The organism is Pseudomonas sp. BF-R-01, assembly GCF_019946615.1.
Classification (GTDB): Bacteria; Pseudomonadota; Gammaproteobacteria; order Pseudomonadales; family Pseudomonadaceae; genus Aquipseudomonas; species Aquipseudomonas migulae.
The window spans coordinates 1-23,817 of the sequence record NZ_JAGYFX010000026.1 but is presented as its reverse complement, the minus strand read 5'-3'; the positions used below and the strand labels follow the sequence as shown (position 1 = coordinate 23,817).

The 23,817-nt window shown below is 60.1% G+C and carries 22 protein-coding genes; 14 read left to right on the top strand and 8 right to left on the bottom strand.

All coding sequences use genetic code 11. The annotated features are described in order from the left end of the window. Positions 1–3: 3 nt before the first annotated feature. The 4 genes from KGB27_RS12370 to gloB form a co-directional block, all read right to left on the bottom strand. Positions 4–1,845 carry an extracellular solute-binding protein gene (locus KGB27_RS12370; RefSeq protein WP_192227362.1) on the bottom strand — a complete coding sequence of 614 codons (1,842 nt, stop codon included), beginning with the start codon at positions 1,843–1,845 and terminating at the stop codon, positions 4–6. Continuing rightward, positions 1,842–3,656 carry an extracellular solute-binding protein gene (locus KGB27_RS12365; RefSeq protein ID WP_411736645.1) on the bottom strand — a complete coding sequence of 605 codons (1,815 nt, stop codon included), beginning with the start codon at positions 3,654–3,656 and terminating at the stop codon, positions 1,842–1,844. The genes KGB27_RS12370 and KGB27_RS12365 overlap by 4 nt, the downstream gene beginning before the upstream one ends. 340 nt (positions 3,657–3,996) lie before the next feature. Next, positions 3,997–5,454, bottom strand: a complete 1,458-nt coding sequence (locus KGB27_RS12360) for a transglycosylase SLT domain-containing protein (protein WP_008038257.1) — start codon at positions 5,452–5,454, stop codon at positions 3,997–3,999. Positions 5,455–5,553: 99 nt separating this feature from the next. Beyond that, the gene (gloB, locus tag KGB27_RS12355; RefSeq protein ID WP_223554703.1) at positions 5,554–6,321 is read right to left on the bottom strand and encodes a hydroxyacylglutathione hydrolase; all 768 of its coding nucleotides are present in this window, start codon (positions 6,319–6,321) and stop codon (positions 5,554–5,556) included. Between the two features lie 65 nt (positions 6,322–6,386). On the opposite strand from gloB, the gene KGB27_RS12350 reads away from it, so the two are divergent. Next, positions 6,387–7,145 carry a methyltransferase domain-containing protein gene (locus KGB27_RS12350; RefSeq protein ID WP_008038260.1) on the top strand — a complete coding sequence of 253 codons (759 nt, stop codon included), beginning with the start codon at positions 6,387–6,389 and terminating at the stop codon, positions 7,143–7,145. A 90-nt stretch (positions 7,146–7,235) separates the two neighbouring features. Next, complete coding sequence (gene rnhA / locus KGB27_RS12345) at positions 7,236–7,688, top strand: ribonuclease HI (protein ID WP_008028618.1); 453 nt, start codon at positions 7,236–7,238, stop codon at positions 7,686–7,688. A 106-nt stretch (positions 7,689–7,794) separates the two neighbouring features. Here rnhA and KGB27_RS12340 read toward each other — a convergent pair whose 3' ends face one another. Continuing rightward, positions 7,795–8,106 carry a DUF2388 domain-containing protein gene (locus KGB27_RS12340; RefSeq protein ID WP_008038263.1) on the bottom strand — a complete coding sequence of 104 codons (312 nt, stop codon included), beginning with the start codon at positions 8,104–8,106 and terminating at the stop codon, positions 7,795–7,797. A gap of 190 nt (positions 8,107–8,296) precedes the next feature. On the opposite strand from KGB27_RS12340, the gene dnaQ reads away from it, so the two are divergent. The 3 genes from dnaQ to KGB27_RS12325 all read left to right on the top strand — a co-directional run bounded on the left by dnaQ (position 8,297) and on the right by KGB27_RS12325 (position 12,171). Next, positions 8,297–9,055, top strand: coding sequence for a DNA polymerase III subunit epsilon (dnaQ, locus tag KGB27_RS12335; protein WP_008038265.1), 759 nt, complete (start codon positions 8,297–8,299; stop codon positions 9,053–9,055). A gap of 231 nt (positions 9,056–9,286) precedes the next feature. Continuing rightward, positions 9,287–11,542, top strand: coding sequence for an Orn/Lys/Arg decarboxylase N-terminal domain-containing protein (locus tag KGB27_RS12330; RefSeq protein ID WP_223554660.1), 2,256 nt, complete (start codon positions 9,287–9,289; stop codon positions 11,540–11,542). A gap of 14 nt (positions 11,543–11,556) precedes the next feature. After that, a complete protein-coding gene (locus KGB27_RS12325; protein ID WP_223480824.1) occupies positions 11,557–12,171 on the top strand; it encodes a GNAT family N-acetyltransferase in 615 nt (204 codons plus the stop codon). Here the strand turns inward: KGB27_RS12325 and KGB27_RS12320 are convergent. Together KGB27_RS12320 and KGB27_RS12315 are read right to left on the bottom strand one after the other, a co-directional pair. After that, positions 12,137–13,030 (bottom strand): LysR family transcriptional regulator, encoded by an 894-nt coding sequence (locus KGB27_RS12320; protein ID WP_008038270.1) that lies wholly within the window; start codon positions 13,028–13,030, stop codon positions 12,137–12,139. The genes KGB27_RS12325 and KGB27_RS12320 overlap by 35 nt on opposite strands. A gap of 88 nt (positions 13,031–13,118) precedes the next feature. Beyond that, on the bottom strand, positions 13,119–13,346 hold the full coding sequence (locus KGB27_RS12315) for a hypothetical protein (protein WP_008028606.1): 228 nt from the start codon (positions 13,344–13,346) through the stop codon (positions 13,119–13,121). 176 nt (positions 13,347–13,522) lie between these two features. On the opposite strand from KGB27_RS12315, the gene KGB27_RS12310 reads away from it, so the two are divergent. The 3 genes from KGB27_RS12310 to KGB27_RS12300 all read left to right on the top strand — a co-directional run bounded on the left by KGB27_RS12310 (position 13,523) and on the right by KGB27_RS12300 (position 15,878). After that, the gene (locus KGB27_RS12310) at positions 13,523–14,083 is read left to right on the top strand and encodes an NADPH-dependent FMN reductase (RefSeq protein ID WP_223554657.1); all 561 of its coding nucleotides are present in this window, start codon (positions 13,523–13,525) and stop codon (positions 14,081–14,083) included. 134 nt (positions 14,084–14,217) lie between these two features. After that, entirely contained in the window at positions 14,218–14,565 is a 348-nt protein-coding gene (locus KGB27_RS12305; RefSeq protein WP_008028603.1) for a metalloregulator ArsR/SmtB family transcription factor, read from the top strand. Positions 14,566–14,594: 29 nt separating this feature from the next. Beyond that, a complete protein-coding gene (locus tag KGB27_RS12300) occupies positions 14,595–15,878 on the top strand; it encodes an arsenic transporter (protein ID WP_207286639.1) in 1,284 nt (427 codons plus the stop codon). 102 nt (positions 15,879–15,980) lie between these two features. Here the strand turns inward: KGB27_RS12300 and KGB27_RS12295 are convergent, their stop codons facing one another. Beyond that, positions 15,981–16,931 (bottom strand): DUF1853 family protein, encoded by a 951-nt coding sequence (locus KGB27_RS12295; protein WP_223554654.1) that lies wholly within the window; start codon positions 16,929–16,931, stop codon positions 15,981–15,983. Between the two features lie 112 nt (positions 16,932–17,043). Here KGB27_RS12295 and KGB27_RS12290 point away from each other — a divergent pair, with 112 nt between their 5' ends. From KGB27_RS12290 to pepN, 6 genes are read left to right on the top strand one after another with little or no spacing between them, the layout of a single operon-like run. Next, positions 17,044–17,934: an NAD(+) kinase gene (locus KGB27_RS12290; RefSeq protein ID WP_007988608.1), complete on the top strand. Its 891-nt coding sequence runs from the start codon at positions 17,044–17,046 to the stop codon at positions 17,932–17,934. Continuing rightward, on the top strand, positions 17,931–18,905 hold the full coding sequence (locus KGB27_RS12285) for a metallophosphoesterase (protein WP_223554701.1): 975 nt from the start codon (positions 17,931–17,933) through the stop codon (positions 18,903–18,905). The genes KGB27_RS12290 and KGB27_RS12285 overlap by 4 nt, the downstream gene beginning before the upstream one ends. After that, entirely contained in the window at positions 18,902–19,771 is an 870-nt protein-coding gene (locus KGB27_RS12280; protein WP_008038279.1) for a rhomboid family intramembrane serine protease, read from the top strand. The genes KGB27_RS12285 and KGB27_RS12280 overlap by 4 nt, the downstream gene beginning before the upstream one ends. 27 nt (positions 19,772–19,798) lie before the next feature. Further along, the gene (locus KGB27_RS12275) at positions 19,799–20,059 is read left to right on the top strand and encodes a YeaC family protein (RefSeq protein ID WP_008028592.1); all 261 of its coding nucleotides are present in this window, start codon (positions 19,799–19,801) and stop codon (positions 20,057–20,059) included. After that, positions 20,056–20,886 (top strand): DUF2797 domain-containing protein, encoded by an 831-nt coding sequence (locus KGB27_RS12270; protein ID WP_223554652.1) that lies wholly within the window; start codon positions 20,056–20,058, stop codon positions 20,884–20,886. The genes KGB27_RS12275 and KGB27_RS12270 overlap by 4 nt, the downstream gene beginning before the upstream one ends. Before the next feature lie 10 nt (positions 20,887–20,896). Further along, positions 20,897–23,554, top strand: a complete 2,658-nt coding sequence (gene pepN, locus KGB27_RS12265) for an aminopeptidase N (RefSeq protein WP_223554651.1) — start codon at positions 20,897–20,899, stop codon at positions 23,552–23,554. The last annotated feature ends 263 nt before the right edge of the window (positions 23,555–23,817 follow it).

Here is a 23,817-nt window from a genome sequence, read left to right as displayed (position 1 = left end):
CTATTACTCCGTGCCCGCAGGGTCGGCTTGCAGTTTGGTTTCGACTTCTATCGCCGGTGTCACGTTGGGCTTGATCCACCAGGTGGCCGTACCGATGTCGTACTTGGGTGAGATTTTCGGGTGGCCGATATGGTTCCAGTAAGCCACGCGCCAGGTCTTGATGTGCCAGTTGGGGATCACGTAATAACCCCATTGCAGCACGCGGTCCAGTGCACGGGCGTGAGCCACCAGGCTTTTGCGAGAATCGGCGTTGATCAGTTGCTCGACCAGTTGGTCCACCACCGGGTCTTTCAGGCCCATGGAGTTGCGGCTGCCGGGTTTGTCGGCGGCGGCAGACATCCAGAATTCGCGCTGTTCGTTACCCGGCGAGTTGGATTGCGGGAAGCTGCCGACAATCATGTCGAAGTCCCGCGAACGCACGCGATTGATGTACTGCGAGACGTCGACCCGGCGAATCACCAGGTCGATCCCCAGGTCGCTGAGATTGCGCTTGAACGGCAGCAGCACCCGTTCGAACTCGGTCTGGGCCAGCAGGAACTCGATGTTCACCGGTTTACCGTTGGCGTCGACCATCTTGTCGTCGACGATCCGCCAGCCGGCTTCCTGCAACAGCTGGTAAGCCTTGCGCTGCTGCGTGCGGATCATGCCGCTGGCGTCGGTCACCGGGTTCTGGAAGGCCTCGGTGAATACCTGTTCGGGGATCTTGCCGCGGAACGGGTCGAGAATGGCCAACTGATCGGCATCCGGCAAACCGGTGGCGGCCATTTCCGAGTTTTCAAAGAAACTGCGGGTACGCACGTAGGCGCCGTTGAACAGTTGCTTGTTGGTCCATTCAAAGTCCAGCAACAGCGTCAGCGCCTGGCGCACGCGCACGTCCTGGAACACCGGGCGGCGCAGGTTGAAGACAAAGCCCTGCATGCCGGTCGGGTTGCCGTTGGGGATCTGTTCCTTGTTCAACCGACCTTCGGCAACCGCCGGAATGTTGTAGGCGTTGGCCCAGTTCTTCGCGCTCATTTCCAGCCAGTAATCGAACTGTCCGGCCTTGAGTGCTTCCAGGGCCACGGTGTTGTCGCGGTAGTAATCGGTGGTCATCACGTCGAAGTTGTAGAAACCTCGGTTGGCCGGCAGGTCCTTGCCCCAGTAATCCTTGACCCGCTCGTAGCGAATCGAGCGCCCGGCCTTCACCTCGCTGACCTTGTACGGGCCGCTGCCCAACGGCATTTCCAGGTTGCCCTTGTTGAAATCCCGGGTCGCCCACCAGTGTTTGGGCAGTACCGGCAACTGGCCGAGGATCAACGGCAGTTCGCGGTTGTTGGTGTGCTTGAACTTGAACAGCACGGTCAGCGGGTCTTCGGCGACTGCTTCAGCGACGTCGCTGTAGTAACCGCGGTACATCGGTGCGCCGTCCTTGATCAGCGTTTCGAAGCTGAACACCACGTCTTCGGCACGGATCGGATGACCGTCGTGGAAGCGCGCTTCAGGGCGCAGGTAGAAACGCACCCAGCTGTTGTCCGGGGCTTTCTCGATCTTGCCGGCAACCAATCCATATTCGGTGAACGGTTCATCGAGTCCCTGTTTGGCCAGGGTGTCGTAGATCAGCTCGATGTCGCCGGCCGACACGCCTTTGCTGATGAACGGGTTGAGGCTGTCGAAGCCGCCGAAACCGGCCTGACGGAAGACCCCGCCCTTGGGCGCGTCCGGATTCACGTAGTCGAAATGTTTGAAGTCGGCCGGGTATTTTGGCGGCTCGTTGTACAAGGTCAGGGCGTGTTGCGGCGCGGCGCAGGCCAGCCCGGCGAACAACAGGCCGCTGGCCTGCAGGAGCAGGGCGCGTACGGGTTTCATCGATCTTTCTCCGAAGATTTCAGCCACCACGCGCTCAGGCCCAGCGTATAGGGCGGCGTGGTGACGAAGGCGAACCGGTTGCGGTAGGCCAGGCGGTGATAATTGAGGTACCAGTTGGGAATGATGTAGTGCTGCCATAACAACACGCGGTCCAGGGCTTTGCCGGCGGCAACCTGTTCATCGCGGGTCTGGGCGGCGAGCAGTTGCTCGAGTAAATGGTCAACCACCGGGTTGGCGATGCCCGCGTAATTTTTGCTGCCCTTGACCCCGACCTGGCTGGAATGGAAATACTGCCATTGCTCCAGACCGGGGCTGAGGGTCTGGTTCAGGGTCATCAGAATCATGTCGAAATCGAACTGGTCGAGACGCTGTTTGTACTGGGCGCGGTCCACCGTGCGCAGCCGTGCGTCGATGCCGATACTGGCGAGGTTCTCGACATAAGGCTGGAGGATGCGTTCCAGGTTCGGGTTGACCAGCAGGATCTCAAGCGAGAGCGGCTGGCCCTTGGCGTTTTCGACCCGTTGACCGTTGAGCTTCCAGCCGGCCTCGGCGAGCAGGCTCAGGGCCTGGCGCATGGTGTCCCGCGGAATGCCGCGCCCTTGGGTCTGCGGCAGGCTGAACGGCTCGGTGAGCAGTTTGGCGGGCAATTGCTCGCGGTACGGCTTGAGCATCAACCACTCATGACCGACCGGCAGACCGGTGGCCGAGAATTCGCTGTTGGGGTAGTAACTCATGGCGCGTTTGTAAGCACCGCTGAACAGCGTGCGATTGGTCCACTCGAAATCGAACATCAGCCCCAGCGCTTCGCGCACCTTCGCGTCGGAGAAGGCCGGACGCCGGGTGTTCATGAACAGGCCCTGGCTCTGGGTCGGGATCTGGTGCGGGATCTGCGCCTTGATGACATCGCCTCGTCGCACGGCCGGGAAGTTGTAACCGTTAACCCAGTTCTTCGCCTGATGCTCGATGTAGATGTCGAACTCGCCGGCCTTGAAGGCCTCGAACGCGACGTCGCTGTCGCGGTAGAACTCGACTTCCATGCGGTCGACGTTGTACTTGCCACGATTGACCGGCAGGTCCTTGCCCCAGTAATCCTTGACCCGTTCAAACACAATCTGGCGCCCGGGCGTGACCGAGGTCATGCGATAAGGGCCACTGCCCAGCGGCGGCTCGAAGGTGGTGGCCTTGAAGTCGCGACCTTTCCAGTAATGCTGCGGCAGCACCGGCAACTCGCCCAGGCGCAAGATCAGCAGTGGATTGCCAGCGCGCTTGAAGACGAAGCGGATGCGCTGTGGGTTGAGCACGTCGACCCGCAATACTTCCTGGAGATTGGTGCGGTATTGCGGATGGCCTTCCTTGAGCAGCAATCGATAAGAGAACGCGACGTCATACGCGGTGATCGGCGTGCCATCGTGAAAGCGGGCTTCGGGGCGCAGGTTGAACACCACCCAGCTGCGGTCTTCGCTGTATTCCACCGATTGGGCGATCAGGCCATAACTGGAGGTGGGTTCGTCGCCGGACGGCGCGTATTGGCCGGTGCCGACCATCAGCGGCTCGTTGAGCTCGTTGATGCCGTACTGCAGGAAATTCGCGGTGGAAACCGGGCTTGAGCCCTTGAAGGTGTACGGGTTGAGCGTATCGAAGGTGCCAAACGCCATCACCCGCAACGTACCGCCCTTGGGCGCTTGCGGGTTGACCCAGTCGAAATGGGTAAATCTGGCCGGGTACTTGAGCGTGCCGAACTGCGCATAACCATGGCTTTCGCTGATCGTCGCACTTGCGGAGGAGCTCAAGGCCAGGCTGATGAGGAGCAGGAGGAGGGGACGCTTCAAGTCAGAGATCCGATCCAGGCGGCTTGGGCTTTGTGGGCCGTACAGTAACAGCTTGTATGGACAGGAAAAAGACGGGGATTTAACGACCCCTTAATTGCCGGGGCAGATCCCTTGTGGAGGCTTGGAAACCTATTTGATCGCTCGTCGTACACAAACCCTGTAGGAGCCAGCTTGCTGGCGATGGTCGTTAACGATAACGCGTGAAATCTGGTTAAACACGGCGCACTTGAGCCCATCGCCAGCAAGCTGGCTCCTACAGGGTTTGTGTGAACCTGTTTTTGGTATTTGGGCAAAAAAAAGCCCCTGATTTCAGGGGTTTTTTTTAGTGCGGCGAAGCAACCGTCAACATCTGGCCCGGCTTCAGCGCCTGGCCGACACGCGGGTTCCATCGCTTGAGGTGCTGCATTTCAACGTTGAAACGCTTGGCCACGATGTACAGCGAGTCACCTTGCTGGACCTTGTATTGGGTTTGCGGTTTCTTGGTGTCCGTCTTGCCATTCGTCTTGGTGTTGGCGGCCACTACGGTGTTGACGCGTCCGGAGCTGCGCTTGGTCTTGTCTTGCATCACCAGCGTCTGGCCAACCTTGAGGTCCTTGCCGGTCAGCTTGTTCCAGCGTTGCAGGTCTTTTACGTCGACCTTGTTGGCCTTGGCGATGGTGCCGAGGTTGTCGCCACGTTTCACGCGGTAGGCGCGTTTGAGGCTGGCGATCTGGGTATCGTCTGCGCCTTCGAACACCGGTTTGAGCGACTTCTTGCTGATCAGCTCTTCGGGACGCATGGTCGACAGGCTGGCGGTCAGCAGTTGCGCCTTGGACGTCGGCACCAGCAAATGCTGAGGGCCGTCCAGAGTGGTGGTGCGCTGCTTGAAGGCCGGGTTGAGCTGGAACAACTCGTCTTCGTCGATATTGGCCACCGCTGCAACCTTGGACAGGTCCATGCGCTGGTTGATTTCGACGGCCTGGAAATACGGTTCGTTGGCGATCGGGTTGAGGTTCACGCCGTAGGCTTCGGGTGCCAGGACCACTTGCGACAGGGCCAGCAACTTCGGCACATAGGCCTGGGTTTCCGACGGCAGCGGCAGGTTCCAGTAATCGGTAGGCAGGCCAAGTCTTTCATTACGTTCGATGGCCCGGCTGACCGTACCTTCACCCGCGTTGTAAGCCGCGAGGGCCAGCAGCCAGTCGCCGTTGAACATGTCGTGCAGACGGGTCAGGTAATCCATCGCGGCGGTGGTCGACGCGGTAATGTCGCGACGGCCATCGTAGAAACGGGTCTGGCGCAGGTTGAAGTAACGCCCGGTGGAGGGAATGAATTGCCACAGGCCAACCGCGTCGGCCCGGGAATAGGCCATTGGGTTGTAGGCGCTTTCAATCACTGGCAGGAGTGCCAGTTCCAGCGGCATGTTGCGTTCTTCAAGGCGTTCGACGATGTAGTGAATGTAGAGACTGCCGCGTTCGCCGGCGTTTTCGAGGAAGGAAGGGTTGCTGGCGAACCACAGGCGCTGTTGCTCGATACGCGGGTTGACGCCCAGGCCTTCCTGCAACTGGAAGCCCTGGCGCATACGCTCCCAGACGTCCTGTGGAATTTGCGGGCTAGGCTTTTCGCTGAGCCAGATGGGCTTCTGTTTGGCTCGCGCTGCGATGTTCGGGGTATGTGCCGCGTCGGTCTGCGGCACATGGCTGGAACAGCCCGCCAGAGTGGCGGACACAGCCACCGCTATGGCTTGAGCCAAGCGGGTCAATGCGTCTGAATTGATGGCTTTACGAATAGATGACGACATTGGCTGGAAGTAAGTTCCGGGCAAAAATGTCGGGCGATTCTAGAAAGTGCACCCCTTGCGGTCAACCATTCAGATTTTTCGCACCAACGGCAAGCCCTCTCAGAACTTATCCTTCCAAGCGCGCAGAGCAGCAAAAACCGCACTCGGAGCCCGGTTATCGGTGCCATTCCGTTCGTCCACTTTTTCTTTAACAGATGTTTCGTCGACACGTAAAAACGGGTTGGTCTGCTTTTCCAGTGCGATCGACGAAGGCAGCGTGATGATGCCTGCTGCACGTTGTTCGGTGACTTTTGCCAGCCGTTCGGCCGTGTGCGGATTACCCGGTTCGACCGCTGCGGCGAAGCGCAGGTTGCTCAGGGTGTATTCATGCGTGCAATACACCTGCGTATCCTCGGGAAGGGATGCGAGGCGTGTCAGCGAGGTGTGCATTTGCTCGGGCGTGCCTTCGAACAACCGCCCGCAACCGGCGGCGAACAGGGTGTCGCCACAAAAAAGCAGGCCCTGATGATAAAAAGCGATGTGTCCCAGGGTGTGACCGGGTACTTCGATGACTTCAAAGTCGCAGCCGAGCACGTTGATACGGTCGTTGTCCTTGAGCGCAACATCCCGCGCCGGAATGGTTTCACTGGCCGGGCCGTAGACCTTCGCGTCCGTCGCTTTTTTCAACTGTTCGACGCCGCCGACATGGTCGTGATGGTGGTGAGTGATCAAAATATCACTCAGTGCCCAACCCGGATTCGCCGCGAGCCAGGCCTGGACCGGCGCGGCATCGCCGGGATCGACCACCGCACAGCGTCGCGTGTCGGGGTCTTGCAACAACCAGATGTAGTTGTCGGTGAAGGCGGGCAGGGCACTGATCTGTATCATCGTCGGATTCGCCAAGCGGAAAACAATGGCGCATCTTAGAACTTCCTGGCGCGTTGGAGAATGCAATGACTGATAAAGCGTTCGCTCAGGCTGATCCTGACTGGCTGGCCCTGATCAGCGCGGCCCGTGAATGGCTGTCCGGCCCCATCGGGCAGTTTCTGCTGGACGAAGAACGACGCATGCTCGAAGACGAGCTGGGACGCTTCTTCGGTGGCTATCTGGTGCATTACGGTCCTTCGGCCGAGACACCGCCGTCGGCGCCGCAGGTCCAGCGCAATGTGCGGCTGGGTGCGCCATTGCCGGGTGTCGAGATTGTGTGTGAAGAGCAGGCCTGGCCGTTGAGCGAGCACGCTGCCGATGTAGTGGTGTTGCAGCACGGCCTGGATTTCTGCCTGTCGCCCCATGGTTTGCTGCGCGAAGCGGCGAGTAGCGTGCGTCCTGGCGGGCATTTGCTGATCATCGGGATCAACCCCTGGAGCAGCTGGGGCTTGCGCCACGTGTTCGCCCATGACGCCTTGCGCAAGGCGCGGTGCATTTCGCCGTCGCGGGTCGCCGACTGGCTGAACCTGCTGGGCTTCGCGCTGGAGAAACGCCGCTTCGGGTGCTATCGTCCGCCGCTTGCGTCCCCCGCCTGGCAAGCCCGTTTGGCCGGTTGGGAACGCAAGGCCGGTGATTGGCAACTGTCGGGTGGCGGCTTCTATTTATTGGTCGCGCGCAAGATCGTGGTCGGCCTGCGGCCGGTTCGTCAGGAACGTCGCGAGCCGATGGGCAAGTTGATTCCATTGCCGATGGCCAAGGTCAACCGCCGCAACATCGAGCCGTAACACTTTTTATATTCCCGGCCGGGCGCGTCCCGGCCTCGGGCATCGTCGATCAACGATCGGCGGGCCACCGCATTTTCTGGATAGATTGGCATGAGCGATAGCGTAGAACTCTTCACCGACGGCGCCTGCAAGGGCAATCCTGGCCCAGGCGGCTGGGGCGCATTGCTGGTGTGCAAGGGCGTTGAAAAAGAACTCTGGGGTGGCGAAGCCAACACCACCAACAATCGCATGGAGCTGATGGGCGCGATTCGCGGGCTGGAAGAACTGAAGCGTTCCTGCGACGTGCTGCTGGTGACGGACTCGCAGTATGTGATGAAAGGCATCAACGAATGGATGGACAACTGGAAGAAGCGCGGCTGGAAAACGGCAGCGAAAGAACCGGTAAAAAACGCTGACCTGTGGAAATTGCTGGACGAGCAGGTCAACCGCCACAACGTCACCTGGAAGTGGGTGCGCGGGCACATCGGGCATCACGGCAACGAGCGGGCCGACCAGTTGGCTAACCGTGGCGTGGATGAAGTGCGCGGTTACAAACAAGCCTGACCCACCCCGACCTTTGTAGGAGCCAGCTTGCTGGCGATAGGTCCCGAGACTTGTATTGATCTCGGGGGCGCTATCGCCGGCAAGCCGGCTCCTACAAGATCGGTGTTCACAGCATCAAAATGGCGTTGGCCAGTTGTTGGTCTGAATACTGATCGCTCAGCCCGCCACGAATCCTCTCGAATGCCGCTTCAATCCGCGCCCCGCGAATCTCCCCGTCACTCGCCACAAACGCTGCCGCATCATCCTTGGCCGCCAGCACAATCTTGTCGTCCTTGAATGATCCGCTCGTGCCCTTGGACGAACTCAAGGTCAGGCTCAACGTGATATCGGTGCTGATTACAAAACTGGTGGCCTGGGCGGTGGTTGCGATCAGGCAGCCGCCCAGGACCAGCAGGCGTAGCGATTGTGTGGTGGTCATGACGAGCTCAAATCCATCGGAAACAAGCCGCGCACGCTATCAAGCCGTTCTTTGCCAGACTTTATGAACATTGCTAATGATTGTTAAAAACTGCATGAGCTTCAGTCATTTGCCTGTGCGCACGCCTGATCCCGTGGGCGTGTTAACATCGCCGTTTTTGCACGATTGACCCGTTGAGAGCTGAGCACTGATGGCCACCAGATCCGTTGTACTCGATACCGAAACCACCGGCATGCCGGTGACCGACGGCCACCGGATTATCGAAATCGGTTGTGTCGAGTTGATCGGTCGGCGCCTGACCGGCCGGCATTTTCACGTTTACCTGCAACCGGACCGCGAAAGTGACGAAGGCGCCATCGGCGTTCACGGCATCACCAACGAATTCCTGGTGGGCAAGCCGCGCTTCACTGAAGTGGCTGATGAGTTTTTCGAATTCATCAAGGGCGCGCAGCTGATCATCCATAACGCGGCGTTCGACGTTGGCTTCATCAACAACGAATTCGCCCTGATGGGCCAGCACGATCGTGCGGACATCACGCAACACTGCTCGATCCTCGACACCCTGATGATGGCCCGGGAACGTCACCCGGGGCAGCGCAACAGCCTCGACGCCTTGTGCAAACGTTATGGCGTCGACAACTCCGGTCGTGAACTCCACGGCGCCTTGCTCGACTCCGAGATTCTCGCCGACGTTTACCTGACCATGACCGGCGGCCAGACCAGCCTGTCGCTGGCCGGCAATGCGTCCGACGGCAACGGGTCTGGTGAGGGGGCGGACAACTCAGCCACGGAGATCCGCCGTTTGCCGGCCGATCGCCAGCCAACCCGTATCATCCGCGCCAGTGAAGATGATTTGGCGCAACACATGGCTCGTCTGGAAGTCATCGCAAAATCCGCTGGTGCGCCATCGCTGTGGCAGCAACTGCTTGAGGCTGAAGCTCAGGCTTGAATCTCGCGGATAGACATCGAATCTGTAGGAGCCAGCTTGCTGGCGATTGCGGCGGGGCAGTCGACACGTTCATTGCCTGAACGGACGCGATCGCCGGCAAGCCGGCTCCTACAGGGTTATGCGATCCACTCGTGACCCATTTCGGGGCATTGCACTCGCCACAAGCGCCTCAACCCTCTACCCTGAGGTTATTGGCAGGCTACGGACTGCCGCCTCAGGACACTGAGCCCCATGTATAAAGATTTGAGATTCCCGGTCTTGATCGTCCATCGCGACATCAAGGCCGACACGGTTGCCGGTGATCGGGTGCGTGGCATCGCCCGGGAGCTGGAGCAGGAAGGTTTCAGCATTGTCTCGGCAGTGGATTACACCGAAGGGCGGTTGGTCGCGTCGACCCATCATGGCCTCTCGTGCATGTTGATCGCCGCTGAAGACCCCAGCGCCAACTCCCATCTGTTGCAGAACATGGCCGAACTGATCGGTCTGGCGCGGGTGCGTGCGCCGGATTTGCCGATTTTCGCGCTGGGCGAGCAGGTGACGCTGGAAAACGCCCCGGCCGATGCGATGGACGAGCTCAATCAGCTGCGCGGTATTCTCTATTTGTTCGAAGACACCGTGCCGTTTCTGGCACGGCAGGTCGCACGAGCCGCACGCAAATACCTGGATGGCCTGCTGCCACCGTTCTTCAAGGCGTTGGTGCAACACACCGCCGACTCCAATTATTCCTGGCACACGCCCGGCCATGGTGGCGGCGTGGCCTATCACAAGAGCCCGGTGGGGCAGGCGTTTCACCAGTTTTTCGGGGAAAACACCCTGCGTTCGGACTTGTCGGTGTCGGTGCCGGAGCTCGGTTCGCTGCTCGACCACACCGGCCCTCTGGCCGAGGCGGAAGCGCGAGCGGCGCGCAACTTTGGCGCCGATCACACCTTTTTCGTGATCAATGGCACCTCGACGGCCAACAAGATCGTCTGGCATTCGATGGTCGCCCGCGATGACCTGGTGCTGGTGGACCGCAACTGCCACAAGTCGGTATTGCACTCGATCATCATGACCGGCGCGATTCCGTTGTACCTGTGCCCGGAACGCAACGAGCTGGGAATCATCGGCCCGATTCCGCTGAGTGAATTCAGTCGCGAATCGATTCAGGCCAAGATCGACGCCAGCCCGTTGACCAAGGGCCGTGCGCCCAAGGTCAAACTGGCGGTGGTGACCAATTCGACCTACGACGGCCTCTGTTACAACGCCGAACTGATCAAGCAAAGCCTGGGCAACAGCGTCGAGGTGCTGCATTTCGATGAGGCCTGGTATGCCTATGCGGCGTTTCACGAGTTTTTTGCCGGACGTTACGGCATGGGCACTGCGCGCAGTGCGGACAGCCCGCTGGTGTTCACCACCCATTCCACCCACAAACTGTTGGCGGCGTTCAGTCAGGCCTCGATGATTCACGTCCAGGACGGCGGTGCGCGGCAACTGGATCGCGACCGCTTCAACGAAGCGTTCATGATGCACATCTCCACGTCGCCGCAGTACAGCATCATCGCCTCTCTGGATGTGGCGTCGGCGATGATGGAAGGCCCGGCGGGTCGTTCGCTGTTGCAGGAAATGTTCGACGAAGCCCTGAGTTTCCGTCGGGCACTGGCGAATTTGCGTCAGCACATTGCCGCTGATGATTGGTGGTTCTCCATCTGGCAGCCGCCGTCGGTGGAAGGCATCGAGCGCGTGGTGACGGAAGACTGGCTGCTGCAACCCGATGCCGACTGGCACGGCTTTGGCGGCGTGACCGATGACTACGTGCTGCTCGATCCGGTCAAGGTCACGCTGGTGATGCCGGGCCTTACCGCCGGCGGTGCGTTGAGCGAGCGCGGGATTCCGGCGGCGGTGGTCAGCAAATTCCTCTGGGAGCGTGGGCTGGTGGTCGAGAAGACCGGGCTCTATTCGTTTCTGGTGCTGTTCTCCATGGGCATCACCAAGGGTAAATGGAGCACGCTGCTGACCGAGTTGCTGGAGTTCAAGCGCAGTTATGACGCCAACGTCAGCCTCGTGACCTGCCTGCCCTGCGTGGCGCAGCAGGAAGGCGCGCGTTACAAGGGTATGGGGCTGCGCGATTTGTGCGATCAACTGCACGCCTGTTACCGCAGCAATGCCACGGCCAAACATCTCAAGCGCATGTACACCGTGTTGCCGGAAATCGCCATGAAGCCGGCTGACGCTTATGATCATCTGGTGCGTGGCGAGGTGGAAGCCGTGTCCATCGATGCACTGGACGGCCGCATCGCCGCGGTGATGCTGGTGCCGTATCCGCCGGGGATCCCGTTGATCATGCCCGGCGAACGTTTCACCGAGTCGACCCGCTCGATCATCGATTACCTGGCGTTTGCCCGCACGTTCGATAGCAGTTTCCCGGGGTTTGTCGTCGATGTGCACGGCTTGCAACACGAAGACGAGGGCAATGGGCGGCAATACACCGTCGATTGCATCAAGGAGTGAGGACCTTTCCCAGTATGCAACCGGTCATGAATCCGAAATACCCAGGGCTGTCGGTTCGCGTTGCCGACGACGGCTTTGCGGCTTACATCTGGGGCAGTGATTTCAGTTTTGAAGTCACGGCCTATGTCGCCGCCGAAATCGGCAAACCGATGGAGCAATGGGCTGTCACGCCAATCACCCCTTACCGCAAGTGCTATGGCATCGATCCCGAGGAATTCAGCAGTTTCCGCGACGCCGCCGACAGCGCGATTTTCATGGCCTATCTCGATGATGAGCCAGTGGGCCACCTGGTGGTCAGCACCAACTGGAACGGCTTTGCCCATATTGACGAGTTGGCGGTCCACGCGCCCGCCCGCCGGCATGGCGTGGCCAAGGCGCTGCTGGATGTCGCGCAGTTCTGGAGCCGCAAGAAAAAACTGCCGGGCATCATGCTCGAAACCCAGAACAACAATCTGGGCGCGTGTCGGCTGTATGAGCGCTGCGGTTATGTGATGGGGGGTGTCGATCATCTGCGCTATCGCGGCATCGACCCGAACACCGCCGAAATCGCATTGTTCTGGTATCGATTATTCGACAATCCGCTGGAAAGCCCGATCAGCTCGCCAACATCGCCACGGCTTGTTCCGTGACGATGTCCAGCAGTGCCTGAAGGGCGGGGGAAGGCTCGCCGTTCTTCAGGGTCAGGGCGTAGACGCTGATCGGCACGGCGGGCGCCAGCGGGCAGGCATCCAGGCCGGCGGATTTGGCCCCGAGCGCGGTGAACGGGTCGACAATCGCCAGGCCTTCACCGGCTTCGACCATGCTGCGCATCATCTGGTGAGTCTGAACCCGAGTGTGAATCACCGGGGCAGGGCGCAGGGCGTGCAGTTTGTTGTCGAGCGCCGGGCTCAGAGGATCATGACCTTCCAGGCCAACCATCGACTGCCCCGCCAGGTCTTGCAGCGAAATGTACTTCTGCTTCGGTTGCAGCCAGCCATGGGGGGCCAGTAGCTGGAGTTTGCCCTGGGCAATCACCTGGCAATGAATATCGGCGTGGTCGGGATCATGCAGGCTCAGGCCCAGATCGCTTTCGCGCAGCAGCAGGCTTCTGACGATGTCGCGGGTGGGTTGGCTCAGGAGGCTGCAAGGCACGTCGGGGAGGCGTCGGCGCAACGCCGCGATGCTCTGTGGCAACAACTGTTGTGCCAAGGGCGGCGTGCAAATGATGCGAAGGGGTGGGGCCTGATATTGCTTGAGGCTGCTGGCCAGTCGCAGGACCGGCTCGAGCGCATCGTAGACGTGGGCGATTTCGACCTGTAGCTCCCGCGCCTCGCGCGTGGCTTGCAAGCGTCCACGCACGCTGGAAAACAGCATGAAACCCAACTGACTCTCAGCGTCACGCAGAATGCCTTCGACCTCGGCCACTGGCAGCTGCAGCCATTCGGCGGCGGTGCCAAGGTGACCGGTCTGCAGGAGCGCCTGGATCACTTCGATATGACGTAAACGCATGCGTGAAGTCCATGTTCAGCAGGTGAGGGAGTCAGTGGCTGAATCCTAACCCAAGTCCGCGCATAAGACTTCTGCTCATAACGCGAGGTTATGAGGCGACGCTGGCTTCGGGTTCACGAATGAGGGTGACGCCCGATTGCACCAGCAGAAACTCGTTCTCATCAAGCTTGTTGACGCGATCGCCAATGGCCAGCTTGTAAGTGGTGACAGCGGTGAGGCCATCTGCCGAAGGGGTGGATTCCTGGAACTCATGCACGGAATAGACACGGCCTTCCGCGTCTCTTGCATGGAACTGACTGACGAGTACTGCTGCCATCTGCTTAGAACCTCTGGAGATAAATCACTCAATTTGCGGTTCTGTAGACCGTGGTTGGGCGAGGTAAGTTTTCCTACAGGAAAAAAATAGTCAGGGGCGGCGTTTTTCAGTCGCCCACTGCTTGAATCGTCATCTATAACTACAAGCTCTTTCCTTCGGACAGTCGAGAATCTTCCATGAGCAATGTCTACACGATCGCCGTTCTGGTCGGCAGCTTGAGAAAGGAATCGATCAACCGCAAGGTGGCGTTGGCCCTGGCCGATCTGGCACCTGCAAATCTCAAGCTCAACATCGTCGAAATTGGCGACTTGCCGCTCTACAACGAAGACATCGATGGCGAATCACCGCCGGCAGCCTACAGCACTTTCCGGCAACAAGTGAGTTCATCCGACGCGTTGCTGTTCGTCACCCCGGAATACAACCGTTCGGTTCCTGCACCGTTGAAGAACGCAATCGACGTCGGTTCGCGTCCGTATGGCAAGAGCGCCTGGGGTGGCAAGCCGGGTGCGGTGATCAGCTGTTCACCGGGGGCTATCGGCGGGTTTGGCGCCAACCATCATTTGCGCCAGTCCATGGTGTTTCTCAATGTGCCTTGCATGCAACAACCGGAAGCCTACTTGAGCGGTGCCGGTTCGGCCTTCGATGAAGCGGGCAGATTGTCCGAGACGGTGAAGCCGTTTTTGCAGAATTTCATCAATGCTTACGGGCAGTGGGTCGAGCAGCATAAGAAAGTCTGAAAACCACTTTGATAGCTGCTGCCGAATGCAGGCTCGGCAGCGGCGGCATCAAACAATCGTTTCCAGACTTTGCTTTACTGGATATTCGAAATTCCATATATTCACGCCTCGTTTGTCCGGAGGCGTTTCCCTGTATGTCCGACTCTTACAGTCCCGTCGATGTTTTCAAGGCCCTGGCCGATGACACGCGCAGCCGTATCGCGCTGTTGATCGCCCGCGAAGGCGAGTTGTGCGTGTGCGAGTTGACCGCCGGGCTGGACTTGAGTCAGCCGAAAATTTCCCGTCACCTGGCGCTCTTGCGCAGCAATGGTCTGTTGGCGGACCGCCGTCAGGGGCAATGGGTGTTCTATCGCCTGCACCCGGACCTGGCGCCTTGGGTCGTCACTCTGCTGCACGGCGCGCTGGCTGAACATCAAGGCTGGCTGGCTGCCGATGTCGCACGCCTTCAAGCCATGACCGATCGCCCTGTACGTTGCTGTTAATCCCTGATTTCCGTTGAAGGCTGCTTTGCATGCTCATTGCGTCGTTGATTTTCCTGCTGACCATCACCCTGGTGATCTGGCAGCCCAAAGGCCTCGGTGTCGGTTGGAGTGCGGTGTTCGGCGCCGTGCTGGCGCTGATTTTCGGTGTGGTGCACCTCAGTGATATTCCGCTGGTGTGGCAGATCATCTGGAACGCCACCGGCACTTTTGTCGCGCTGATCATCATCAGCCTGTTGCTGGATGAGGCGGGGTTCTTTGCCTGGGCGGCACTGCATGTCGCGCGGTGGGGGCGGGGCAGTGGGCGCAAGTTGTTTGCCTACATGGTGCTGCTCGGCGCGCTGGTCTCGGCCTTGTTTGCCAACGACGGGGCGGCGCTGATCCTCACGCCTATCGTGATTTCCATGCTGCTGGCGTTGCGCTTTTCCCCGGCGGCGACCCTGGCGTTCGTGATGGGCGCCGGGTTTATTGCCGACACTGCCAGCCTGCCGCTGGTGGTGTCGAACCTGGTGAACATCGTTTCTGCCGACTTCTTCCACATCGGCTTCAATCGCTACGCGGCGGTGATGGTTCCGGTCAACCTGGTGAGCGTTGCGGCGACACTGGCGGTGTTGATGTGGTTTTTCCGGCGCGACATTCCCAAGGATTACAACCCTGAGCAACTGGAGCATCCGTCCAGTGCGATCCATGACACGGCGACGTTTTATGCCGGTTGGGCGGTGTTGCTGATCCTGTTGATCGGGTGTTTTGCGCTGGAACCGCTGGGTATTCCCATCAGTGCCATTTCGGCGGTGTGCGCGGCGTTGCTGCTGGCCATTGCTGCCCGAGGCCACAAGATTTCCACGCGCAAGGTGCTGAAAGAAGCGCCGTGGCAGATCGTGATTTTCTCGCTGGGCATGTACCTGGTGGTCTACGGCCTGCGCAACGCCGGGCTCACCGGATACTTGGCGGGTTGGCTGGACGGTTTTGCCGGTTACGGCGTCTGGGGCGCGGCCATGGGCACGGGGGTGCTGACGGCGCTGTTGTCGTCGATCATGAATAATCTGCCGACGGTGCTGATTGGTCTGCTGTCGATTGACGCGAGTCAGGCGAGCGGAGTGGTGAAGGAGGCGATGATCTACGCCAACGTGATCGGCAGTGACCTGGGGCCGAAGATTACGCCGATTGGCAGCCTGGCGACGTTGTTGTGGCTGCATGTGCTGGAGCGCAAGAGCATTCGGATCGGCTGGGGGTATTACTTCAAGGTCGGGATTGTGTTGACGGTGCCGGTGTTGTTGGTGACGTTGGCGGCGTTGGCTGTGCGGTTGTCCGTTTAAACCGCATCGACCCTATCGCCGGCAAGCCGGCTCCTACAGGACTTGTGAACAACTGTAGGAGCCGGCTTGCCGGCGATGACGTCCTCCCGGATACCGCAAATCTCAACCCCCACCCGGCACATTCGGCCAAAGGTCCGCCACCAGAAACAACCGCTCCGCTTCCTCCCACTCCCCATTCGCATTCTCGATCAACCGCACCAACAACTGCGCCGGCGCCAGCGGTTCCAGATCGCTCAGCCACGCTTGCAGCTGTTGCGTGCTCCAGGTCTGCTCGGCCGGGTAGTGCGCCGGCGCCAGCCAGGCATGGCGGGGCAGGGGTTGCCAGCGACCGAACGGGCGCTGCGTGACAAAATCATTCCAGTCCTTTTGATGCAGCCAGCTACCGCGCAAATGCTGTGGGTGCGCACCGTTTGGGGCTTCGGATTGCCCTGGCCACGGATAAAGCAGATAGCCGCCCAGCCACAAATGCGCACTGAACTGCTGGATGTCCAGCGCCGCCAGGACCTCGCGGCTCTCCGGTCGCGCGGAAATCGGCAGCTGATGCTGGCTCAGGTGCGCCAGTTTGCGGTCCAGCCGATCATGGCAGCCCGGCCCCAGCCAGTGCGCGGTGTTATGCCCCGCGCCATTTTGCGGGCCGAGGTAAAGCTTGATCGCCAGTTCCAGGTGATGCACGCCGTCGCGATCGCGCAGCAGCATGTCCAGTTCGCCCAGCGTGTGGCCTTCGCGACGGATTGGCATGTTCGCGGCAATCAGATCGATGCCCGGTGCATGGCGCACGGCGTATTGCCACAGCCGTTCGTAATACAGACCCAGGCGCCGGGTCCGGGCCTGGGCCAGCCAGTGCAGCAAGTCGTAGCTGTCGTGATCCAGTTGCCGTAGCCAGAGTTCCAGCCGTTCCGGTGCCTGCACCCAGTCACTGCCGGCCAGTGGATGGCGTTGCGGCCACGGCGTGACCTCCAGCATCGGCGGCGCGAGGATGACCCAGGCCAGGTCGCGGACCTCGGGGTGGCGCAACTGGTGGGGTAACTGCAGCAAATCGGGAAATAGGATCATCTTGCGAGCATAGCCCTAAACCTGAGTGCGCCCTTGTGGCTGAAAGGATTTTGTCTATCCCGCGCTTTCGCCCATAATCGTGGTTTTCGCCGTCGCAAACCGTAGGGGCACCATGGAGCAATTTCGTAATATCGGCATCATCGGTCGCCTGGGCAGTTCGCAGGTGCTGGATACCGTCCGCCGACTGAAACGGTTTCTGCTCGATCGTCACCTGCACGTGATCCTCGAAGACACCATCGCTGAAGTCCTGCCGGGTCATGGCCTGCAAACTTCATCGCGCAAGATGCTCGGTGAAGTCTGTGACATGGTGATTGTGGTCGGCGGTGACGGCAGCCTGCTTGGCGCCGCACGCGCACTGGCCCGACACAATATTCCGGTGCTCGGCATCAACCGTGGCAGCCTCGGTTTCCTGACCGATATTCGCCCCGATGAACTGGAAGTCAAAGTCGCCGAAGTACTCGACGGCCACTATCTGGTGGAAAACCGCTTCCTGCTGCAAGCCGAAGTCCGCCGCCACGCCGAGGCCATTGGCCAGGGCGATGCGCTGAACGACGTGGTGCTGCACCCCGGCAAATCGACGCGCATGATCGAGTTCGAGCTGTACATCGACGGCCAGTTTGTCTGCAGCCAGAAGGCCGACGGCCTGATCGTCGCCACGCCGACCGGCTCGACCGCGTACGCGCTGTCGGCGGGCGGCCCGATCATGCACCCCAAACTTGACGCTATTGTGATTGTGCCGATGTACCCCCATACCTTGTCGGGCAGACCGATTGTGGTCGATGGCAACAGTGAGCTGAAAATCGTCGTGTCCAAGGATATGCAGATCTACCCGCAAGTCTCCTGTGACGGGCAGAACCACTTCACCTGCGCGCCGGGTGACACCATCACCGTGAGCAAGAAAGCGCAGAAGCTGCGGCTGATTCATCCGCTTGACCACAACTACTACGAAGTCTGCCGGACCAAACTCGGCTGGGGCAGCAAGTTGGGGGGTGGAGGCGACTGATGCTCGATCCCGCGCGAAGTTATGACCTTATCGGTGACGTGCACGGTTGCGCCCTGACCCTTGAGCACTTGCTCGACCTGCTCGGTTATCACAAACAGGCCGGCGTCTGGCGGCATCCGTCGCGCATGGCGGTGTTCGTCGGTGACATCATCGACCGCGGCCCGCGGATTCGCGAGGCGCTGCACATCGTCCACGACATGGTCGAGGCCGGCCAGGCGTTGTGCATCATGGGCAACCATGAATTCAACGCACTCGGCTGGAGCACGCCAGCGCCGCCGGGCAGCGGCAAGCAATTCGTCCGTGAACACACGCCACGTCATGCGCGCCTGCTGGGTGAAACCCTGACCCAGTTTGAAGACCATCCCGCGGACTGGCATGACTTCCAGCAATGGTTCTACGAACTGCCGCTGTTTGTGGATGCCGGACGTTTCCGCGTGGTCCACGCCTGCTGGGATGCGGGCCTGATCGAGCCGCTACGCGCTCTGTTTCACGACGGCTGCGTCGATGAGCATTTCCTCCAGGCCTCGGCCGTGCCGGGCAGTTTTGCCTGCACCGTGTTCGACCGTTTGCTGCGCGGCACCGACATGCGCTTGCCTGACGGGTTGACCATGACCAGCGGCGATGGCCTGACGCGCTCGTTCTTCCGCACCAAATTCTGGGAAGACGACCCGCAAACCTACGGAGACATCGTGTTCCAGCCTGACGCTTTACCGGAACCCGTGGCCCGGACGCCGCTGTCGTCCACCGAGAAAAACACCTTGCTGCGTTATGGCGTTGACGAGCCCTTGTTGTTCGTCGGCCACTACTGGCGCAGCGGCAAACCGGCGCCGATCCGCCCGAACCTGGCCTGCCTGGATTACAGCGCGGTGCTTTACGGCAAGCTGGTCGCCTATCGACTGGATCAGGAAACCCGGCTCGATCCGCACAAATTCGTCTGGGTCGACGTCGAACGGCCGGAGGCACTTCGATGAGCGCCGTGGCCGTTTTACGCCTGCCGCTGGCGGTGGATCTGAGCGGGTTCGTCAAACTGCTGCAACGCATGCAGGTGCCGCATCGGGTCAGCGAAGAGCAGGGCGAGCAGGTGTTGTGGGTGCCCGCCAATATCAGTGAAGACGTGCGTGCGTTGTACGAGCGTTTTCCGACGGGTGATCCCGATCAGCAACTGGACATCCCGGTGGCGATAACCGCGAAGCGTCCTGGTTTCGTCGAGCAATTGCGCCACGCCAAAGCGACGGCGGCGGTGCTGCTGCTGAGCCTGATCGTCGGTGCGGTGACGCTGCTGGGCGAAAACCTCGACACGATGCGCTGGTTGACCTTCCTCGATTTCCGGGTGGTCGGCGAATACATCCATTTCACGCCATTGGCCGACAGCCTGGCAGCGGGGCAGTGGTGGCGTCTGGTGACGCCGATGCTGATCCACTTCGGCATCCTCCACCTGGCCATGAACGGCATGTGGTATTGGGAACTGGGGCGACGCATTGAGTCGCGTCAAGGCGGCATCAACCTGATTGGCCTGACCCTGCTGTTCGCCCTGGTGTCGAACTACGCGCAGTTTTATTTCAGCGGCCCGACCTTGTTTGGCGGGTTGTCCGGCGTGCTGTATGGCCTGCTCGGGCATTGCTGGATCTTTCAGATCCTGTCGCCGAACCGCGCTTATCGCCTGCCTCGCGGGGTGCTGGTGATGATGCTGGTGTGGCTGCTGCTGTGCCTGTCCGGGCTGGTCTCGATGATCGGCTTCGGTGAAATTGCTAACGCCGCCCACGTCGGCGGGTTACTCATCGGATGCTTCACCGGTTTGTTGGGTGGTTTGTACAACCGCCGTAAACTGGCCGCCTAAAAAAGTTATGTAAGTTCGGAGACCTTGATGTCCTCTTTTAACGAAATGATCAAAAACATCACCCCCGATATCTACCAGAGCCTGAAACTGGCGGTGGAAATCGGCAAATGGTCCGACGGTGGCAAACTCACTGCCGAGCAACGCGAACTGTCGCTGCAAGCGATGATCGCCTGGGAAATCCAGAACCTGCCCGAAGACCAGCGCACCGGTTACATGGGCGTGCAGGAATGTGGCTCGAAGTCGATTGAAGTGCCGAATATCCTGTTCAAGTCGGATGCCATCCATTGATCGAGATTGGCCGCGGTGCAATCAGTAAAATGTCGGCCCGCCTGGACGGGTCCGACGTGCAGTACGCGTTTCGTCTGGACGATGTCGAAGTGCCGGTCAACCCGTTGATCGGCACCACGGTACGTCTGGAATACCTGGGGGCGATCCACTGCTGCCATTGCGGACGCAAGACCAAAACCAGTTTCAGCCAGGGTTACTGCTACCCGTGCATGACCAAACTGGCGCAGTGCGATATCTGCATCATGAGCCCGGAGCGCTGCCACTACGACGCCGGCACCTGCCGTGAGCCGGAGTGGGGCGAGAAGTTCTGCATGACCGATCACATCGTGTACCTGTCGAACTCGTCCGGGGTCAAAGTCGGGATTACCCGCGCGACCCAACTGCCGACACGCTGGATTGACCAGGGTGCTCGTCAGGCGTTGCCGATCATGCGTGTTGCGACCCGTCAGCAGTCAGGCTTCGTCGAAGACCTGTTCCGCAGTCAGGTGGCGGACAAGACCAACTGGCGTGCTTTACTCAAGGGCGAAGCGGTTTCGGTGGATCTTGTCGAAGTACGCGATCAGCTGTTTGAAAGCTGCGCCGAAGGCCTGCAAACCTTGCAGGAACGATTTGGTCTGCAGGCGATCCAGACTATTAGCGATGCCGAACCGCTGGAAATCCGTTATCCGGTGGAGCAATACCCGGCCAAAATCGTCAGCTTCAACCTGGACAAGAACCCGATTGCCGAAGGCACGCTGCTGGGGATCAAGGGCCAGTACCTGATCTTCGACACCGGCGTGATCAATATTCGTAAATACACGGCTTATCAGCTCGCCGTGCATCAGTAAGGACTCCAGCATGCGCACCGAACAACCGAAGATGATCTATTTGAAAGACTATCAGGCGCCTGAGTACCTGATCGACGAGACGCACCTGACCTTCGAGTTGTTCGAGGACCACAGCCTGGTCCATGCGCAACTGGTGATGCGCCGCAATCCTGAGCGTGGCCCGGGCCTGCCGCCGCTGGTGCTGGACGGTCAGCAACTCGATCTGCTGTCGGTGACCCTGGCCGACCGCGAACTGACGGCTGCCGACTATCAGTTGACCGAGAACCATCTGACGCTGCATCCGACCAGCACCAGCTTCACGGTCGACACCAGCGTACGCATTCACCCGGAAACCAACACCGCGCTGGAAGGCCTGTACAAGTCCGGCACGATGTTCTGCACCCAGTGCGAGGCCGAAGGCTTCCGCAAGATCACCTATTACCTCGACCGCCCGGACGTGATGAGCACGTTCACCACCACGGTCGTCGCGGAACAGCACAGCTACCCGGTGCTGCTGTCCAACGGCAACCCGATTGCCAGCGGTCCGGGTGAAGACGGCCGCCATTGGGCGACCTGGGAAGACCCGTTCAAGAAACCGGCGTACCTGTTCGCATTGGTGGCCGGTGATTTGTGGTGCGTCGAAGACACCTTCACCACCATGACCGAGCGCAACGTGGCGCTGCGCATCTACGTCGAGCCGGAAAACATCGACAAGTGCCAGCACGCCATGAACAGCCTGAAGAAATCCATGCGCTGGGACGAAGAGGTCTACGGTCGTGAATACGACCTGGACATCTTCATGATCGTTGCGGTCAACGACTTCAACATGGGCGCCATGGAGAACAAGGGCCTCAACATCTTCAACTCCAGCGCCGTGCTGGCCCGCGCTGAAACCGCGACCGACGCCGCGCACCAGCGTGTCGAAGCGATCGTCGCCCACGAATACTTCCACAACTGGTCGGGCAACCGCGTGACCTGCCGCGACTGGTTCCAGTTGTCGCTGAAGGAAGGCTTCACCGTGTTCCGCGATTCCGGTTTCTCCGCCGACATGAACTCGGCCACCGTGAAGCGCATCCAGGACGTGGCTTACCTGCGCACTCATCAGTTCGCCGAAGACGCAGGTCCCATGGCCCACGCCGTGCGCCCGGACAGCTTCATCGAGATTTCCAACTTCTACACCCTGACCGTGTACGAAAAGGGCTCGGAAGTGGTCGGCATGATCCACACCTTGCTCGGCGCCGACGGTTTCCGTAAAGGCAGCGACCTGTATTTCGAGCGCCATGACGGCCAGGCCGTGACCTGCGATGACTTCATCAAGGCCATGGAAGATGCCAACGGTGTCGACCTGACCCAGTTCAAACGCTGGTACAGCCAGGCTGGCACGCCGCGTCTGGCGGTGAGCGAGTCCTACGACGCTGCAGCGAAAACCTACAGCCTGACGTTCCGTCAAAGCTGCCCGGCGACCCCGGACAAGGTTGAAAAACTGCCGTTCGTGATCCCGGTTGAATTGGGCCTGCTGGACGCCAAAGGCGCGCCTGTTGCCTTGCGCCTGTCCGGCGAAGCCAGCGCCCAGGGCACCTCGCGTGTCATTTCGGTGACCGAAGCCGAACAGACCTTCACCTTCGTCGATATCGCTGAGCAACCGCTGCCTTCGTTGCTGCGTGGCTTCTCGGCACCGGTGAAACTGAGCTTCCCGTACAACCGCGACCAACTGATGTTCCTGATGCAGCACGACAGCGACGGTTTCAACCGCTGGGATGCCGGTCAGCAGTTGTCGGTGCAAGTGCTGCAAGAGCTGATCGCCCAGCAGCAGAAGGGCGAGAAACTGGTGCTGGATCAGCGATTGATTTCGGCCTTGCGTACCGTGCTGTCGGACGAGACGCTGGATCAGGCGATGGTCGCCGAAATGCTCTCGCTGCCGGGTGAGGCGTATCTGACCGAGATCAGCGAAGTGGCTGACGTCGATGCCATCCACATCGCTCGCGAGTTTGCCCGCAAGGCGTTGGCAGACGGTTTGTTCGAGGCGTTGTGGTCGCGTTACCAGGCCAACCGCGCTCTGTCGAAACAAACCCCGTACATTGCCGAAGCCGAGCACTTTGCCCGACGCGCCTTGCAGAACATTGCGCTGTCGTACCTGATGCTCAGTGGTCAATCGCAAGTAATGGCGGCGACGCTTGAGCAGTTCGAGACCAGCGACAACATGACCGAGCGCCTGACGGCATTGGCGGTGTTGGTGAATTCGCCGTTCGAAGAAGAAAAAACCCTGGCGCTGGCCGGTTTTGCCGAGCACTTCAAGGACAATCCGCTGGTCATGGATCAATGGTTCAGCGTTCAGGCAGGCAGTACGTTGCCGGGCGGACTGGAGCGTGTGCGTCAGTTGATGCAGCATCCGGCGTTCAACATCAAGAACCCGAACAAGGTGCGGGCGCTGGTCGGTGCGTTTGCCGGGCAGAACCTGATCAACTTCCATGCGGCGGATGGTTCGGGGTATCGCTTCCTGGCGGATCTGGTCATCGAACTGAACGGGTTCAACCCGCAGATTGCCTCTCGCCAACTGGCGCCGCTGACGCGCTGGCGCAAATACGACGATGCTCGTCAGGCGTTGATGAAAGGGGAGCTGGAGCGGATTCGTGCTTCGGGTCAACTGTCCAGTGATGTGTTTGAAGTGGTCAGCAAAAGCCTGGCCTGAGTCTGGCTTTGGATCCTGTAGGAGCGAGGCTTGCCCGCGAAGGTTGTGTGTCGGGCGCGTTTTTTGATGGTGTGCATATCCATTGCTGCGGTAACGGCGGCTGGCGGTTTCGCCCTTACGGCGAGTCCCTTTTCCAAACGCCGAAAAGGAACCAAAAGGCTTTGCCCCTGACGTACGGTGGCTCGCTAATGCTCGCCATGCCCTCGCTCCGGTCCTGCTCCGTGGGCCCGCCGCCATCGGCCATCCATGGCCGGGGGCGGCTA